Here is a 15,622-nt window from a genome sequence, read left to right on the forward strand (position 1 = left end):
ATTCCGCCACCTTCGCCCAGTGCGAGCAATATCAACGTGGTTTTTGGTGCGAGGGGGGGGACTTGAACCCCCACGTCCGAAAGGACACTAACACCTGAAGCTAGCGCGTCTACCAATTCCGCCACCTTCGCATACCATCAATTCTTAAAAAAGAATTGCTACCACGGAGGCGCATTCTAGTTGTTTTCAGCTTTTCGTCAATAGTTAATTATCGCCTGATGTGTAATTGCTGGAAAAATGGCCATCAGGAAACTAGCGTGCAGGTTTGGTAGGTCGGATAAGGCGTTCACGCCGCATCCGACACGGTATTTGGGTGCAAATGCCAGATGCGACGCTGGCGCGTCTTATCTGGCCTACGAAGGGCTAACGTGCAGGTTTTGTAGGTTGTATAAGGCGTTCACGCCGCATCCAGCACGGTATGCGGCGACAGGTGCTAGATACTTAACCTTTCTTCGCCTGGCGGGTCATAATGGCGCGATACACCTTGAAGCGCCCGGTTTGCGCGATCACTTCGTGGAAGCCAAATGTCTCATCCAGCACGTCCGGATAAGGCAGGAAGGCGTTCGCTACAATTCGCAACTCGCCGCCGCTATTAAGATGACGCACCGCGCCGCGAATTAGCGTTTGCGCCGCATCCAGGCTGGTTTGCATCCCATCGTGGAACGGCGGGTTGGAGATGATCATATCAAAACGACCTTTCACCTCGGAAAAGACGTTGCTGGCAAAGACTTCACCTTCAACACCGTTGGCCGCAAGCGTCGCACGGCTGGCTTCTACCGCCGGGGCAGAGACATCGCACAAGGTGAGACGAATTTTCGGCGAATGGCGCGCAAAGGCAACTGAAAGCACACCCGCGCCACAGCCGACATCCAGCACTTTACCTTTCGTGTGCGGAGTTAACGTCGAGAGCAGCAACTGGCTACCGACATCCAGACCGTCGCGGCTAAACACGCCCGGCAGCGTTTTGACCGTCAGGCCATCGACGTTATACTCGCCCCAGAATTTATCGGCATCAAATACCGGCTGTTTTTCCAGACGACCAAAATAGAGGCCACAGCGACGGGCGCTGTCGACTTTATTCAACGGCGCATAATCGGCCAGCATCTGCTCGGCGCTGCGTACGCCGCTGCGGTTTTCACCAACAACAAAAATATCCGTCCCCACCGGCAGCAGAGAAAGTAAATTCATCAACTGGAACTGGGCTTCTGGTTTATTCTTCGGCCAGTAGTAAATCAGCGTATCGCAATCTGCGACGTCATCCGCCGTGGCGACCAGACTAAAACGGGCGTTATCTCCCATCTGGCGGCTTAACACCTGCCAGTGGTGGAATTGCTGGGTATGAGCACGGCTGGCCGCGGTATCTAAACGCGCGGGCAGGTCATCCTGTAAGTCTCCGGCAAACAGAATACGGCTTTGTTCGAAATCATCACTGTGACGCAGCAAGACTTCACTTGCCGGGGTAAATGCAGACATGGAATGCTCCTCAATTGATACTGGCGGCGATTATAGCCATATGTTGGCGCGGTATCGACGAATTTGCTATATTTGCGCCCCTGACAACAGGAGCGATTCGCTATGACATCCCGACGAGACTGGCAGTTACAGCAACTGGGCATTACCCAGTGGTCGCTGCGTCGCCCTGGCGCGTTGCAGGGGGAGATTGCCATTGCGATCCCGGCACACGTCCGTCTGGTGATGGTGGCAAACGATCTTCCCGCCCTGACCGATCCCCTGGTGAGCGACGTTCTGCGTGCATTAACCGTCAGCCCCGATCAAGTGCTGCAACTGAAGCCAGATAGGATCGCGATGCTGCCGCAAGGCAGTCGCTGCAACAGCTGGCGGTTGGGTACTGACGAACCGCTATCACTGGAAGGCGCTCAGGTGGCATCACCGGCGCTCACCGAATTACGGGCAAACCCAACGGCACGCGCCGCGTTATGGCAACAAATTTGCACATATGAACACGATTTCTTCCCTCGAAACGACTGATTTACCAGCGGCTTTCCACATTGAACAACGCGCCCACGCCTTTCCGTGGAGTGAAAAAACGTTTGCCAGCAATCAGGGCGAGCGTTATCTCAACTTTCAGTTAACGCAAAACGGCAAAATGGCGGCGTTTGCGATTACGCAAGTGGTGCTGGATGAAGCTACATTGTTCAATATTGCGGTCGATCCCGACTATCAGCGTCAGGGACTGGGAAGGGCGCTGCTGGAACATCTGATCGACGAACTGGAAAAACGGGGCGTGGCGACGCTCTGGCTGGAAGTCCGTGCCTCAAACGCTGCCGCCATTGCCCTGTACGAAAGTTTAGGCTTTAACGAGGCGACGATTCGCCGCAATTACTACCCCACCACGGACGGTCGCGAAGACGCCATCATCATGGCGTTGCCAATCAGTATGTAAGACAAGGTGGAATAATGAAGTGGGACTGGATTTTCTTTGATGCCGATGAAACGCTGTTTACCTTTGACTCATTCACCGGCTTGCAGCGGATGTTTCTTGACTACAGCGTCACCTTTACCGCTGAAGATTTTCAGGACTATCAGGCCGTTAACAAGCCACTGTGGGTGGATTATCAAAACGGCGCGATCACTTCATTACAGCTTCAGCACGGGCGTTTTGAAAGCTGGGCCGAACGGCTGAACGTCGAGCCGGGTAAACTCAACGATGCCTTTATTAATGCGATGGCAGAAATCTGCACGCCGCTGCCGGGCGCGGTTTCCCTGCTTAACGCCATTCGTGGTAACGCCAAAATCGGCATCATCACCAACGGTTTTAGCGCCTTGCAGCAAGTGCGTCTGGAACGCACGGGCCTGCGTGATTACTTCGATTTGCTGGTGATTTCCGAAGAAGTTGGCGTTGCCAAACCGAATAAGAAAATTTTCGATTATGCGCTGGAACAGGCGGGCAATCCTGACCGTTCACGCGTGCTGATGGTTGGCGACACTGCCGAGTCCGATATTCTCGGTGGCATCAACGCCGGGCTTGCGACCTGCTGGCTGAATGCGCACAATCGCGAGCAACCAGAAGGCATCGCGCCCACCTGGACCGTCTCTTCGTTGCACGAACTGGAGCAGCTCCTGTGTAAACACTGATTGCCTCCCCCCCGTTGATGGGTAAAATAGCCGCAATTTTTCGTTTTCAACAAGCGCGGCGCGATGCCGCTTACTCAAGAAGAAAGAATTATGACGTTGTCTCCTTATTTGCAAGAGGTGGCGAAGCGCCGCACTTTTGCCATTATTTCTCACCCCAATAATTAAGCCCAAATTAAAGCTCTTTTACTCTTTCAAAGTCCTTTCAGTTAATTGAGTGCTAATCATATAACTCATTTAATAACATGATGTTATGTGGTTTCTTTAATTGAAAATTCTTTCATGTAACTTTAAATCGATCAGCTTGCTTTCATCAAAAATCTGTACATGTGCTTGTACATAATGTACAAAACAGCAGAGGTGTTTTTTTATTTGTACAAGGTGAGTAATGGCGCTGTCTGATGCGTGGTTGCGTTCAGTCGTTGGAAAGGAACGTGATAAGGTTTTGGTTAAATCCGATCGTGATGGTCTGTCTGTCAGAGTATCACCGAAAGGTCGCGTAGTGTTCCAATATCGTTATCAATGGGCAGGGAAAGGTGAGCGCCTTGATATCGGAACTTACCCGGCAACTGGATTAAAAGAGGCCAGAGAAGAGGTTATCCGTCTCCGTGGTGAACTCGAGTCAAACCGCAATCCACGATTAGTCAAGCAGGCTGAAAAACGAAAAGCTACTGAAGCCATGACGGTAGAGTCTGTGATCCGTGCCTGGTATGAAGCATATTGTGTAAAAAATAAAAAAGGTTCTGAACAGATACTCCGCTCGTTTGAGCTGCACCTGTTCTCTAAAATCGGGAATATCCCTCACGATGCAGCTACATTGCATGATTGGTTAGAAGTCCTGGAGCCTCTTAGCACTAAGACTCCAGCAATAGCAGACCGATTGCTAATTAACGCAAAGCAGGCCCATGTCTGGGCGTATAAGAGAAAGCTCATTGAAACTCGCCCGCTGTCGGATATCACGGGTAAAGATATGGATATCCGTAAAGGTCAGAAGAAACGGTTTCTGACACATGATGAAATTAAAATCCTTTATGCTGCGATCGATGGTTCTCGAATGGTTCCTAAATACCGGGCCTTCATTAAACTATTGCTGCATTTTGGCTGCCGTAGTTCAGAGCTAATTACCGCCAGGGTGGACGATTTTGATTTCATTAATAAAGTATGGACTGTACCACCAGAACGACATAAGACTGGGGAGATAACAGGCGAACCGCTAAAGCGGCCCATTATTGAACCGGTTGAAGAGCTTATAAAGTACGCTATTTCTATGAACAATGGTTCCGATATGCTTTTTACTAAGGAAGGAAGCAGGGAACCCGTTGGTCGGACATCATTGCAGTCGCTGCCTTACAATTTAATGCAGTACGCATGGCGGCGTTTGGGGTATCAATTCCCTCATTGGTCTCTTCATGATTTGAGGCGAACAGCACGAACAAACTTTTCTGATCTTACTGCGCCTCATATTGCAGAAATAATGCTAGGTCATAAACTGCCAGGGGTATGGCAAGTTTATGACAAGAGCGATTATCTAGAAGAACAGCGTAAAGCCTACCAGGCATGGTGGGAGAGAGTTGAATCGATCGTTACTTGTACTAACTCAGACACCAACTGATAGTTCGCTCTGAGCTAGGAACGGATATTCTTATACAAACGGTGTCGCCAGATTGCAGTAAAACTATTGATTGATAAGTGAGCAGACACAGATAAGCAGTCAATGAAACCAAAACTTCGCCAGCGATGACATTATCTGCAAGTCCTTTACTACAAACCTCCCATTTAGCTCTAATGTAAGGAATGCTATGCACCATCCAATACCCGCACAGTTAGATACGCCTGAAACCCTGAATTTTTGTCTGAAAGTTGTTCCTGATGCTCATGCTGTATTGATTAAAAATGAACCTTTCTCGGGAGCGGAAGTTATGGACTGCTTTTCGAATGTTGAAATGGTGATTGAACAGAATGGCGGAAGAGCTGTTTACGGTTGGGCTATCTGGCAGGTACCGGGAGTTTATATTGAAGCTGAGTTCCACTGTATTTGGGAGAATGATGCTGGAGAAATGCTGGATATCACGCCATATCCTTATAGTACGGAAAATATTTTATTTCTACCTGATAGTACGCGGATTTATAGGGGGCAGCAGGTAGACAATATCCGCCAGGCTCTTGTAAATGATCCTGATGTGATCAGATGGTTGTATCTTGCTAGAAAACGTTTTGAAATATTAAATACTGGTGACCTAGCGAACCAGCATGGGCATATTGAATTGCCACCCAAATTAGCCAAAGAGTTTAGCAAAGTTGTCGATGAGATAGAAAGGCTGTATTCCCGACTAAATCTCCGATATTCATGACGAGAGGGTATTGCTATAACCACTGACCATTGAAGATAACGCCTACGGCAGGCTGTTCGAGTTAGTTGTATTATGGCGGCATATGCCGCCAGTTTTAATCAGTATTAGCACAGCCACGAGGTCATACCTGTAATTACGGCTTTAGTTAATGCAATTAACTCCTTGTCAGAAAGTTCTTCTAGTTCCTTTCCAGGAAATAGGCCTGGTAACATGTCATTAGCAATATGTTCCAGCTCAATATATTTTCCTAAAAGTAAGGAGTCTTTGTATAGTTCAATCAGTTCTTCTTTCATCGATAAATCCCTCATTCTACGCTAGAAAAAACAATCAGTTAACGTTATATAACTAGGCGATACTCCCAGAATTCAATTCACAATAGTGCGCACTTATTGTGAAAAGTCGGTCGTGATATGTTTTGCAGATTGCCTAAAGTGACAGTATCTTGCAGCGCATACATCAAGAATCGCCGCCGGGCGCACCAGCTGACTGACCTGTTCCCCGTTGTTCAAGGATAGCGTTGCATCGACCCGTTGAACTCACAGCATAGCGCAAGCTGTCAGATTAGGTTTGGCTTTGTGCCATAGATGTGTCAGCTCCCATCTGAGATAATACACGTTACTCAATAACTCCAGCAAACCTGTATATCTTGCGTGATGCCCATTTATTTGGGCAGGATTTAATATCAGGATCTGGAAAATCAGGCCTGTATTTCTGGCCAGTTCTCCTGTTTACGCTATTCCAGCGAAGAACAGTCGATACTGAAACGCCACAGAATTCGGCAACTTGTTTTGTTGTCATTAAGTTGTTCATTACTTCACCTCCTGCGGCGGCTCCGGTAGCGGTATCCAGTGGGTTACTTTCGATGCCGGTTCTTCCCCATCGTCAGTAACTGCCCACCATTTGTTTCTCGACCAATCGTAATACCCTTCGAAGGTATCGCACTCAGTCCAGCCGTAAGACTTACCCCAACACCAAACATACCGTTTATCGTTCGGCATTCGCTCACTACAGCTTATCCAACCATCCGGAATTACCGGAGAGTTGCCCGACAGCTCGTTCAACTTGTAAGTCTGGCTTACAGGTTCGGCACCATGAATCATGGCGGTGCGGCGGGCGTTCCAGCCTTCATCAAAACCGACTATGCCATTATTTAAAGACGGACGAGCATCTGGCACCACCGGTACTGGTTTGGCTATATATAGCGGCTGAACATACCAGCCCTTTGATAACCAACTGTCAGCAATGTTTTTACTCCTGGTTATTGCCGGAATACCTAAGCCATTGTCTGAATGCAGCCATGCCACCGGATCCTCTTCCAGCGATGCCAGAGCAATTTCATAAGCACGGCGCTCAATATCGTCTCGAACCTCTAGGCTGCTGATTCGTTCTTTGATTTCTTTAATCAGTTCTTTATTGGTAAATGTGGTCATTATGCTCAGCCTCCGGCGCTTTTGGCATTACTGCCCAGTGAGTGATATTGACGTTTTCAAGGTCCCCGACCTGAAATGTCCACTGCCATTCTCCGGTTTCTTTTTGCCCCCATGTGTACCAGAGAGAACGCCAGCCAATCAGCCAGCCTTCTCCGTTAGCATCAAATAACAGAACACTTTCATTTGCTGGTGGCAGTTCAGCTGACACTGGTATTATTTTGTTTTCCAGTGCCGCACATTTAGCTTCAAGCGCGTCGAATTTACGTACCAGGTACTCAGCATTTGTTTCGTTCACTTTCAGATCTCGCGGTACACATCTCCCACGAAGAAACCCTTCCATTTCGAAAACATTCATGCGCATTTGCGTAACTCCGATAACTCGTTAAAACGTTCCATAAACATCCCGTAGGCATGGTCCGGTGCCAGTGGAATCACTTTGAACATATCTGTTGCCGGGATACCTTCCAGTACAGGCCAGAAAGAGCCATCATCAAGCCCGAGATCGCGGCGTTCGGTTGCCAGCATAATGAGATCGGCATATTTCACTGGCGTGCTCATAACCGGAGGTAACCCGTATTTCTCACGGATTACGGCGTCTATTTTTTCTTCCATCCGTTTATAGTCAGGAAGAAGGCGTTTCAGTGGTGCGGGGATGTCCTGGCAATACGCTTCTGTTGCATCATGCATTAACGCTTCAAAAGCAAATTCCTGATGCACCAGCTGGCTGCAAAGCACCGCATGTTGGGCGACGCTGTAGAAGTGAGAAAGATGACCGGCAAAGCGGCAGATATTTGAAAGGGAAACCGCGATATCGTTAATAACGATGTCGTCTTTATTTATCTTGTCATAATAAAAATGCTTCCCGGAAAAAGTTTTAATAAATGACATTTCGTTCTCCACTTTATATGCGCTGCACCGCGCTGAATTTTGGGAAAAGGAAGCCCTCACCATCCGGCGATTATTGAGTCAATTACGTTTCAATAGATGCCCCAGCAGGGGCGGTTAGTTTCTCCACAAAACAGAGAAGAACACCTGCGGTGACAGCCGCCCGGATGGATTGGGTTATGAGCCCGTCGTCCGGTGATGCTCTTCTCTGTTTTGTAAAAAGAGCGGTACCAGCCGGAAGCAATGGTACAAACTGATACCGCCAAGGCAGTGGCTGTTGTGGCGGGGTTGTCACTCAGGCGTATGGTCAGCCTGACAACCCGGTGTCCTCAACGGGGAAAGAGTAACCCCGCCATACTTACCGCCGCGCCATTTCGCGGATTACCACAACGCTGAGAGCACTTAGCCAGTTCGGCGCCACACTTTGTCTCGGCTCCATAAATGCTCTTATCGTTGCACCCTGGTCTCTTCCCAGGCGTCAAACCGAATCGCCACGCTGGTTAGGCGTCTTATCAGCATCATCATTGACTTGCACATTCCGGCTACCTGGTTTGTTTGCCCGAGCAAGGAGTGGATTGTCCCCTTTAACGTCTCCAGACCGCTAACGACGCATGTGCCATACGCCGTGTTACAACCAAACTTTGTTTGAATCTTGCCTGTTGCATGTTTCTTTTGGATACATTATGTATCCCAAGGGTACATTGTCAAGTATAAAAAAACCTGCCGAAGCAGGTTCATAAATATTGATTAGGTCTTTATTTTGTATCTTCTTGGTTTTCCCGAGAAAATCACTGTACCAATTATAGAGCAATTACCGTTGATCTTAATGTAAGGTTCAGGCCAGTTTGGGTTTAATGCTTTGAGGTAACGCTGTGTTCCATCTTCTATCAACCGCTTGAAGGTGGTTTCGCCTGTATCGTGCATCAATGCAATAACGTCGTCACCGTGGCAGGCAGGGACTTCAGGATCAACAAAAATCATGTCTCCTGGGCGGTACTCATCAATCATTGAATCACCAATCACCCGCAAGATATAAGTCATTTCACCACAGGGTACAGGGCAGGGATAAGTTTCTGCTGTGCTCAAATCAACCTCAGAATAACCAACTTCTTTCCATGCTCCGGCCTGTACCCATGATATGACAGGGACTAACGTTATTTGTTTGTTAGTGATTGAAACATCAGGTTTTTTTGTGATGTTCGTTGTCTGGTGTTCTTGATCAAGCCATCCGACAGGCAGGTCGAAACATTTTTCGATGTGCCGTGCCATGCTGTCACCGATATTTTTAGTTGCACCATCTCCCATAAACCTGCTGGTCTGGGTTGGCTCGCGATCAATCATGGTGGCAAAGGAAGAATTCCCGCCAACACCATCTCTCAGTTTTCTGGCGTTAGACCGCCGGATGTCATGGACTGTTTTCATAATGAAATTAAAACCCTTGTACCGTTAAGGTACAAGTATCTTGAAGGTTCATTTTAATCATGTAATATGTACATCGGAGGTACATATTGTATGAAAGCGTATTGGGACTCTTTAACCAAAGAACAGCAGGGCGAGTTGGCCGGAAAAGTTGGCTCAACACCAGGCTACTTACGGCTGGTTTTCAATGGTTATAAAAAAGCCAGTTTTGTGCTGGCTAAAAAAATTGAGCAATGCACGTCAGGTGCAATTACGAAATCTGACTTAAGACCGGATATCTATCCGAAAGATTAACAGAACACCTTCAATTTTTAACCACAGAACGATGAGGCTAACCGTGGGTAAGCATCACTGGAAAGTAGAAAAACAGCCTGAGTGGTACGTGAAAGCTGTCAGAAAAACTATCGCGGCATTGCCGGGGGGTTACGCTGAAGCTGCTGACTGGCTGGATGTAACAGAGAACGCATTATTTAACCGCCTTCGTGCCGATGGCGATCAGATTTTCCCGCTGGGATGGGCAATGATTTTACAGCGCGCGGCTGGCACTCACTACATTGCGGATGCTGTCGCACAGTCTGCTGGTGGGGTGTTTGTATCGCTTCCTGAAATTGAGGAAGTAGAGAACGCCGATATAAACCAGCGCCTGCTGGAAGTCATCGAACAGATCGGGAGTTACTCAAAGCAGATTCGTTCGGCAATCGAAGATGGGGTAGTGGAGCCACACGAGCAGACAGCAATTAATGATGAGTTGTATCTGTCAATTTCGAAGCTCCAGGAGCATGCAGCACTGGTCTACAAAATCTTTTGCGCTCCAGAAAAGAGTGACGCCCGCGAGTGTGCAGCTCCGGGCGTCGTGGCGTTTTGTGTCTGTGGAGAAACTAACGCATGAACAGTTTAACGGCAAATAATCGTTTGTCGCAACAGCTGGTGGTCAGTGTCGCTGAACACCTGTTGTTACGGCATGAATGCAGATTACCAAATCACCTGGCTGTAAGTAACCACAGAGAACTTTACCTGACTGTGGGGGGCGAGTTGTGCAGGAACTTAACCGCTGGTTTCGTGACGGAAGAGGGCTTTATGTCCATGTTATTCGTTGGGAGCCAGAAACACAGCGCGTTATCTATCTTCGCAAAGACTACCCGCATGAGTGCTTTAGTCCTTTGTGGAAATTCAGGCGTGATTTTGTTGAGTGTGAAGGACCACCAGCACATTGATTCTGCCATTCTGGGACGTTACACTGTTCAGGCACCTTATAAAGCGGGTGCCGGGATTGGCGTCCTGGAATTGCATACGGCGACAATTGGCGCGTTAGCGTCTTTTTTGTTGCTACAACTCAGCTATACCCAAATTATGGTGGGCTGGGTGGGGGCACCGAAAGGTGCGCCGGTTTCCGTATGCGCCGGTTACGCCAACCCTGCTCAGTTCACCACCAGCGAAATTGGCGTTTCCGGTGGTGGAAGTTATCCATTGCATACGGAGGCTGCCATCATGGCTACTGTCCCAGCCCTCTCTCGTCTGAATGATGACGACTTACATAAACTCAGTTATGTAACAACTGCACTACGTGCTCTGCGCAAGGTAACTCTTTCGGATCCGCAGGCGCATCAGGTTCTGGTAGAAACCCTTCTTAACTTGCAGGCTGAACGTATTCGTCTGGCGGATAAGGCTAATTTTCATATTCACCGTCTCCTTAATATCAGCGGAGGGCATCGTCATGCTTAATCCGTTGATTCTCAATATTTGCCGTTTGCTTCAGCGTAAAAAAACATCAATTCCTACAGTTGGGCAGTGGTACACCACGCCTGCAGGGCATGTTCTACGTGTTAGCCTGGTTGACCGTGAATGTCAGAAGGTGATTTGTGAACCGCTGGGCCGTAATTACCGCGTCAGTATGCCGCTTATAGCCTTTCGCTCCGGAAAAAACATGAAGCATCTCGGAGGTGCAGCATGAGTATGGAGCTGATGGTTAAAGCGATGAAAATTCGAGTGGGTAATCCATTGCGAAAACTGGTTCTGATCAAGCTGGCTGATAATGCCAGCGATCAGGGTGAGTGCTGGCCCAGCTACCAGCATATTGCTGACCAGTGCGAGATTAGCAAACGTTCTGTGATGAATCATATTGCGGCCCTTTGTGAGTCCGGGCTGGTAAAAAAAGTCACCCGGAAAGGTGAAAAAGGTAACTCAAGTAATATCTATCTCCTTCATCTGGATGGTGCAGGAGATTCACTAGGGGGTAGTGCAAATAATTCACTATCTGGTGCAGCAAATTCACCAGGTAGTGCAGGAGTTGCACCAGGGGGTAGTGCAGGAGATTCACCCAGAACCAGTCACTCTTTTGAACCAGTCAAAGAATCAGTCAATGAACCAATAGCTTTTGGTGCATCTGCTGATGAGTCTGTGCGAGTTCGTTCAAACCGACCGGAATACTCTCCGGAGTTTGAGCAGGCATGGCTGGCATATCCCAAACGTGCTGGTGGCAATTCAAAATCTGCAGCCTTCAAAGCCTGGAAAGCCCGTTTGAATGAGGGGGTAAACCCCGAAACCATGCTGGAAGGTGTGAAACGCTACGCGGGCTGGGTATCTGCGATGGGTAACAGTGGCACACAATTTGTGAAACAGGCTGTCACGTTCTTTGGTCCGGATCGTCATTTCGAAGAATCCTGGGAAGTTCCTGCGGTATCTGCAGCCAGACGCGAGGACCCGTACTTCAAAGCCAGTTACGACAACGTGGACTACAGCCAGATCCCGGCAGGATTCAGGGGGTGATCATGAGTCTTTTGAATGAAGTTCAGAAATTCATTGAAGCCCATCCGGGGTGTACTTCCGGAGACATTGCGGATGCTTTTACAGGTTACTCACGGCAGCGCGTTCTGCAGTCAGCAAGCAAGTTACGTCAGAGTGGGCGTGTGGCTCACCGTTGTGAAGGGGATACACGCAGACATTTCCCGCGCCTGACTGAGAGAGCGCAGGAGCCGGAACCACAACCAGTTCGTGAAACCAGACCTGTGCGCAATTTCTATGTCGGCACTAACGATCCACGGGTGATTTTGTGCCTGACCCGCCAGGCTGAAGAACTGGAGTCAAGGGGCTTATACCGTCGTGCTGCAACCGTGTGGATGGCGGCATTCCGTGAAAGCCACTCCCAGCCAGAACGAAACAATTTTCTGGCGCGTCGTGAGCGGTGCTTACGGAAAAGCAGCAAGCGCGCTGCATCGGGTGAAGAGTGGTATCTGTCAGGGAATTACGTGGGGGCTTAATGAGTAATAAATATTGCCAGGCGCTGGTGGAACTGCGGAACAAACCAGTCCATGAACTGAAGGAAGTGGGCGATCAGTGGCGCACGCCGGACAACATTTTCTGGGGAATTAACACCCTGTTTGGCCCGTTTGTTCTGGATCTGTTCACTGACGGTGATAACGCCAAATGTGCTGCGTATTACACGGCGGAAGACAACGCGCTGGCGCATGACTGGTCAGAACGTCTTGCGGAGCTTAAAGGTGCTGCCTTTGGTAATCCCCCATACAGCCGCGCCAGTCAGCATGAGGGGCAATACATCACCGGCATGCGTTACATCATGAAACATGCCAGTGCCATGCGTGATAAGGGCGGGCGCTATGTTTTCCTGATCAAAGCTGCCACCAGCGAAGTGTGGTGGCCGGAAGATGCGGACCATATTGCTTTTATTCGCGGGCGTATTGGTTTTGAACTGCCTGCCTGGTTTATCCCGAAGGACGAGAAGCAGGTGCCGACAGGAGCGTTCTTCGCTGGTGCTATTGCTGTTTTCGACAAGACCTGGAAGGGACCGGCAATCAGCTACATCGGGCGCGATGAACTTGAGGCATGTGGTGAGGCGTTTCTGGCGCAGGTTCGCCAGCAGGCGGAAAAACTGGTCAGGGAGATGGCGGCATGACGACGTTAACTCAATGCCAGCAGCAGGTGCTGGATATGCTGATTTCTTATCAGAAAGAACGTGGCTTCCCGCCAACCAATCAGGAGGTGGCAACCATGCTGGGATACCGTTCGGTGAATGCAGCGGTGGAGCATCTTCGCTCACTGGAGAAAAAAGGCGTCATCACGATAAAGCGTGGTGTGGCCCGGGGGATAACGCTTCATACCGCGGTGAAGGACGACGACAGCGAGGCGGTCGAGATTATCCGATCACTGCTTGCCGGTGAGGAAAACGCCAGGCTGCGTGCAGCCTACTGGTTACATGAGAGGGGCCTGAAAGTATGAAGCTGATTCTGCCTTTTCCGCCCAGCGTGAACACGTACTGGCGACACCCCAACAAAGGGGCGTTTGCAGGTAAGAGCCTGATAAGCGCGGCGGGACGCAAATTCCAGAGCGCGGCGTGTGCAGCAATAGTTGAGCAGTTACGTCGTCTGCCAAAACCAACGTCGGCACCTGCTTCAGTGGAGATCGTGTTGTTTCCTCCGGATAACCGGATCCGCGATCTGGACAACTATAACAAGGCGCTGTTTGACGCCCTGACCCACGCGGGTGTGTGGGAAGACGACAGTCAGGTGAAAAGAATGCTGGTGGAGTGGGGACCGGTTATCCCGGAAGGGAAGGTCGAGATCACTATCAGTAAGTACGAGAAAACGGCGGGTGCAGCCGCCTGATCAAGAGGAGAAACGAAGTATGAATAATCTGATGGTCATTGATGGTATTGAAGTTCGTCGTGATGCTTATGGGCGTTACAGCCTGAACGATCTGCACAGGGCTGCCGGTTCTCTGGATAAGCATAAGCCTGCATACTGGCTCCGCAATGAGCAAACTGAACGTTTAATAAGCGAGTTGCAGATTTGCAACTCGGTCAATATAGAGCCAGTTAACGTTATTCGTGGCGGAAATAACCAGGGGACGTATGTCTGCAAAGAACTGGTGTATGCCTATGCAATGTGGATCAGCCCGTCATTCCATCTGAAGGTGATCCGTACTTTCGACATGGTAACCAGCGCACCTGAAAAATTATCCGGACAGGCTGCTGACAAGATGCAGGCTGGCGTGATTCTGCTGGACTTTATGCGTCGGGAGTTAAACCTGTCTAACTCATCTGTGCTTGGGGCCTGTCAGAAACTCCAGGAGGCTGTTGGCTTACCGAATCTGGCACCGCGCTATGCCATTGATGCTCCTGCTGACGCGCCTGATGGCTCAAGTCGCCCTACGCTGTCGCTGAGTGCACTGCTGAAACAGTATGGTATCCGCCTTACGGCTAATCAGGCATATCACCAGATGGTGAAGCTGGGGATCGTCGAACAGCGCGAACGATACAGCCGTACCGCGATTAACAACATCAAAAAATTCTGGTCGCTGACAGCGAAAGGCTGCATGTTCGGCAAGAACATCACCAGTCCCGCAAATCCGCGCGAGACGCAGCCGCATTTCTTCGAATCCCGATTCCCTGAGCTGTTAAAGCTGCTCGATACCGTTCATTGAGGTGACCGTGAGAGCACTACTGACCCCTGAAATTGCCCCGCGCATGGGGATCGTATTGTTCAGGCCAGGTTCAGAGCTGATGCCCTTGTTTATGCAGGGGCGTGTCCTGCTGGAGCCTGAGCCGGAACGTTATTCATCTTTCGCCAGTGGTGCCGTTCCGGCGGCATCACAACCGCTGGCGGATGATCCTGCCGTTCAGGCCGTGTTCCGCAATGAGGCAGTGATCCGTCGTGCTGGTGGCGTGGAATGTCTTGAAAGCTGGTTACTTCGTGAAAAAGGCTGCCAGTGGCCTCATTCCGACTGGCACAGCGAGAACATGACCACAATGCGACACGCGCCGGGCGCAATCCGTCTGTGCTGGCACTGCGATAACCAGCTGCGCGATCAGTTCACGGAACGGCTGGAATCAATGGCAACGGATAACTGTGCCCGCTGGGTGTTGTCTGTAGTCCGTCGGGATCTCGGTTTTGATGATAACCATGCCGTGACAATGCCGGAACTGTGCTGGTGGCTGATTCGTAATGACCTGGCGGATGCCTTACCTGAAAGCGCAGCCCGTAAGGCGCTGAGATTACCGAAACCTGTTGTGCCGTCTGTCACCCGGGAAAGTGACCTTGTGCCTTCGGTTCCTGCCACCAGCATCATCCAGGATAAAGCGAAAAAGGTGCTGGCGCTGAAAGTGGATCCGGAGTCGCCAGAGTCTTTTATGTTACGCCCAAAACGCCGCCGCTGGGTTAATGAAAAGTACACGCGCTGGGTTAAGACACAGCCGTGTGCATGTTGTGGAAAGCCTGCTGATGATCCCCACCACCTGATAGGCCATGGTCAGGGTGGAATGGGTACAAAAGCGCATGACCTCTTTGTGTTGCCTTTGTGCAGAAAGCATCACGACGAGCTGCATGCGGATACCGTGGCATTTGAAGAGAAGTATGGCTCTCAGCTGGAGCTGATATTTCGTTTTATCGATCGTGCGCTGGCAATTGGCGTATTGGCGTAAGTGGAGAACGA

At 49.8% G+C, this 15,622-nt stretch carries 23 protein-coding genes, 1 tRNA gene and 3 pseudogenes; 18 read left to right on the forward strand and 9 right to left on the reverse strand.

Going from position 1 to position 15,622, the window contains the following annotated elements:
- Positions 1–44: 44 nt before the first annotated feature.
- Both AACU94_RS13370 and rsmC read right to left on the reverse strand, forming a co-directional pair.
- Positions 45–131: transfer RNA gene (locus AACU94_RS13370), tRNA-Leu, on the reverse strand.
- 310 nt (positions 132–441) lie between these two features.
- Positions 442–1,473 (reverse strand): 16S rRNA (guanine(1207)-N(2))-methyltransferase RsmC, encoded by a 1,032-nt coding sequence (rsmC, locus tag AACU94_RS13375; RefSeq protein WP_001272311.1) that lies wholly within the window; start codon positions 1,471–1,473, stop codon positions 442–444.
- 102 nt (positions 1,474–1,575) lie between these two features.
- Between rsmC and holD the strand changes: the two genes are divergently transcribed.
- The 6 genes and pseudogenes from holD to AACU94_RS13400 all read left to right on the forward strand — a co-directional run bounded on the left by holD (position 1,576) and on the right by AACU94_RS13400 (position 5,444).
- Complete coding sequence (gene holD, locus AACU94_RS13380) at positions 1,576–1,989, forward strand: DNA polymerase III subunit psi (RefSeq protein ID WP_135489584.1); 414 nt, start codon at positions 1,576–1,578, stop codon at positions 1,987–1,989.
- Entirely contained in the window at positions 1,958–2,404 is a 447-nt protein-coding gene (gene rimI / locus AACU94_RS13385; RefSeq protein ID WP_001092450.1) for a ribosomal protein S18-alanine N-acetyltransferase, read from the forward strand. Before holD ends, rimI begins: the two co-directional genes overlap by 32 nt.
- Positions 2,405–2,418: 14 nt before the next feature.
- Complete coding sequence (gene yjjG, locus AACU94_RS13390) at positions 2,419–3,096, forward strand: pyrimidine 5'-nucleotidase (protein ID WP_000870705.1); 678 nt, start codon at positions 2,419–2,421, stop codon at positions 3,094–3,096.
- Positions 3,097–3,186: 90 nt separating this feature from the next.
- Positions 3,187–3,255, forward strand: a pseudogene (locus AACU94_RS24735) (hypothetical protein); the annotation flags it as partial.
- 226 nt (positions 3,256–3,481) lie between these two features.
- Positions 3,482–4,705 (forward strand): tyrosine-type recombinase/integrase, encoded by a 1,224-nt coding sequence (locus AACU94_RS13395; RefSeq protein WP_021536712.1) that lies wholly within the window; start codon positions 3,482–3,484, stop codon positions 4,703–4,705.
- A gap of 187 nt (positions 4,706–4,892) precedes the next feature.
- Positions 4,893–5,444, forward strand: coding sequence for a hypothetical protein (locus AACU94_RS13400; protein WP_021541576.1), 552 nt, complete (start codon positions 4,893–4,895; stop codon positions 5,442–5,444).
- Positions 5,445–5,548: 104 nt separating this feature from the next.
- On the opposite strand, the gene AACU94_RS13405 is transcribed toward AACU94_RS13400, so the two are convergent.
- The 7 genes and pseudogenes from AACU94_RS13405 to AACU94_RS13430 all read right to left on the reverse strand — a co-directional run bounded on the left by AACU94_RS13405 (position 5,549) and on the right by AACU94_RS13430 (position 9,181).
- Positions 5,549–5,737: a hypothetical protein gene (locus AACU94_RS13405; protein WP_021536714.1), complete on the reverse strand. Its 189-nt coding sequence runs from the start codon at positions 5,735–5,737 to the stop codon at positions 5,549–5,551.
- Positions 5,738–6,059: 322 nt separating this feature from the next.
- Entirely contained in the window at positions 6,060–6,254 is a 195-nt protein-coding gene (locus tag AACU94_RS13410; protein ID WP_001061365.1) for a DNA-binding protein, read from the reverse strand.
- A pseudogene (locus tag AACU94_RS13415) lies at positions 6,254–6,493 on the reverse strand (DUF551 domain-containing protein); the annotation flags it as partial. The pseudogene AACU94_RS13415 and the gene AACU94_RS13410, both read right to left, overlap by 1 nt.
- A 255-nt stretch (positions 6,494–6,748) precedes the next feature.
- A pseudogene (locus AACU94_RS24740) lies at positions 6,749–6,874 on the reverse strand (hypothetical protein); the annotation flags it as partial.
- On the reverse strand, positions 6,855–7,235 hold the full coding sequence (locus AACU94_RS13420; RefSeq protein WP_135489586.1) for a hypothetical protein: 381 nt from the start codon (positions 7,233–7,235) through the stop codon (positions 6,855–6,857). The pseudogene AACU94_RS24740 and the gene AACU94_RS13420, both read right to left, overlap by 20 nt.
- Positions 7,226–7,762 (reverse strand): 5'-deoxynucleotidase, encoded by a 537-nt coding sequence (gene yfdR / locus AACU94_RS13425; protein ID WP_135489587.1) that lies wholly within the window; start codon positions 7,760–7,762, stop codon positions 7,226–7,228. The genes AACU94_RS13420 and yfdR overlap by 10 nt, the downstream gene beginning before the upstream one ends.
- Before the next feature lie 744 nt (positions 7,763–8,506).
- A complete protein-coding gene (locus AACU94_RS13430) occupies positions 8,507–9,181 on the reverse strand; it encodes a LexA family protein (protein ID WP_021530636.1) in 675 nt (224 codons plus the stop codon).
- Positions 9,182–9,271: 90 nt separating this feature from the next.
- Here AACU94_RS13430 and AACU94_RS13435 point away from each other — a divergent pair, with 90 nt between their 5' ends.
- The 12 genes from AACU94_RS13435 to AACU94_RS13490 all read left to right on the forward strand — a co-directional run bounded on the left by AACU94_RS13435 (position 9,272) and on the right by AACU94_RS13490 (position 15,611).
- A complete protein-coding gene (locus AACU94_RS13435; RefSeq protein WP_021527487.1) occupies positions 9,272–9,472 on the forward strand; it encodes a transcriptional regulator in 201 nt (66 codons plus the stop codon).
- A gap of 43 nt (positions 9,473–9,515) precedes the next feature.
- On the forward strand, positions 9,516–10,067 hold the full coding sequence (gene ymfL, locus AACU94_RS13440) for a protein YmfL (protein WP_021559688.1): 552 nt from the start codon (positions 9,516–9,518) through the stop codon (positions 10,065–10,067).
- A gap of 145 nt (positions 10,068–10,212) precedes the next feature.
- The gene (locus tag AACU94_RS13445; RefSeq protein ID WP_001341559.1) at positions 10,213–10,392 is read left to right on the forward strand and encodes a DUF4222 domain-containing protein; all 180 of its coding nucleotides are present in this window, start codon (positions 10,213–10,215) and stop codon (positions 10,390–10,392) included.
- Positions 10,322–10,900, forward strand: coding sequence for an ash family protein (locus tag AACU94_RS13450; RefSeq protein ID WP_240726476.1), 579 nt, complete (start codon positions 10,322–10,324; stop codon positions 10,898–10,900). Before AACU94_RS13445 ends, AACU94_RS13450 begins: the two co-directional genes overlap by 71 nt.
- Positions 10,893–11,129: a hypothetical protein gene (locus tag AACU94_RS13455; protein WP_000933942.1), complete on the forward strand. Its 237-nt coding sequence runs from the start codon at positions 10,893–10,895 to the stop codon at positions 11,127–11,129. Before AACU94_RS13450 ends, AACU94_RS13455 begins: the two co-directional genes overlap by 8 nt.
- Positions 11,126–11,944: a helix-turn-helix domain-containing protein gene (locus AACU94_RS13460; RefSeq protein WP_086624028.1), complete on the forward strand. Its 819-nt coding sequence runs from the start codon at positions 11,126–11,128 to the stop codon at positions 11,942–11,944. Before AACU94_RS13455 ends, AACU94_RS13460 begins: the two co-directional genes overlap by 4 nt.
- A complete protein-coding gene (locus tag AACU94_RS13465) occupies positions 11,941–12,435 on the forward strand; it encodes a PerC family transcriptional regulator (RefSeq protein ID WP_135489589.1) in 495 nt (164 codons plus the stop codon). Before AACU94_RS13460 ends, AACU94_RS13465 begins: the two co-directional genes overlap by 4 nt.
- Positions 12,435–13,088 carry a phage N-6-adenine-methyltransferase gene (locus AACU94_RS13470; protein WP_021527493.1) on the forward strand — a complete coding sequence of 218 codons (654 nt, stop codon included), beginning with the start codon at positions 12,435–12,437 and terminating at the stop codon, positions 13,086–13,088. Before AACU94_RS13465 ends, AACU94_RS13470 begins: the two co-directional genes overlap by 1 nt.
- A complete protein-coding gene (locus tag AACU94_RS13475; RefSeq protein WP_135489590.1) occupies positions 13,085–13,411 on the forward strand; it encodes a LexA family protein in 327 nt (108 codons plus the stop codon). Before AACU94_RS13470 ends, AACU94_RS13475 begins: the two co-directional genes overlap by 4 nt.
- On the forward strand, positions 13,408–13,797 hold the full coding sequence (locus tag AACU94_RS13480; RefSeq protein ID WP_000767113.1) for a RusA family crossover junction endodeoxyribonuclease: 390 nt from the start codon (positions 13,408–13,410) through the stop codon (positions 13,795–13,797). Before AACU94_RS13475 ends, AACU94_RS13480 begins: the two co-directional genes overlap by 4 nt.
- 19 nt (positions 13,798–13,816) lie before the next feature.
- Positions 13,817–14,614 (forward strand): KilA-N domain-containing protein, encoded by a 798-nt coding sequence (locus tag AACU94_RS13485; RefSeq protein ID WP_135489591.1) that lies wholly within the window; start codon positions 13,817–13,819, stop codon positions 14,612–14,614.
- Positions 14,615–14,621: 7 nt separating this feature from the next.
- A complete protein-coding gene (locus tag AACU94_RS13490; RefSeq protein WP_108630981.1) occupies positions 14,622–15,611 on the forward strand; it encodes a DUF968 domain-containing protein in 990 nt (329 codons plus the stop codon).
- Positions 15,612–15,622: the final 11 nt, after the last annotated feature.

Source organism: Escherichia sp. E4702 (assembly GCF_963883545.1).
Lineage (GTDB): Bacteria > Pseudomonadota > Gammaproteobacteria > Enterobacterales > Enterobacteriaceae > Escherichia.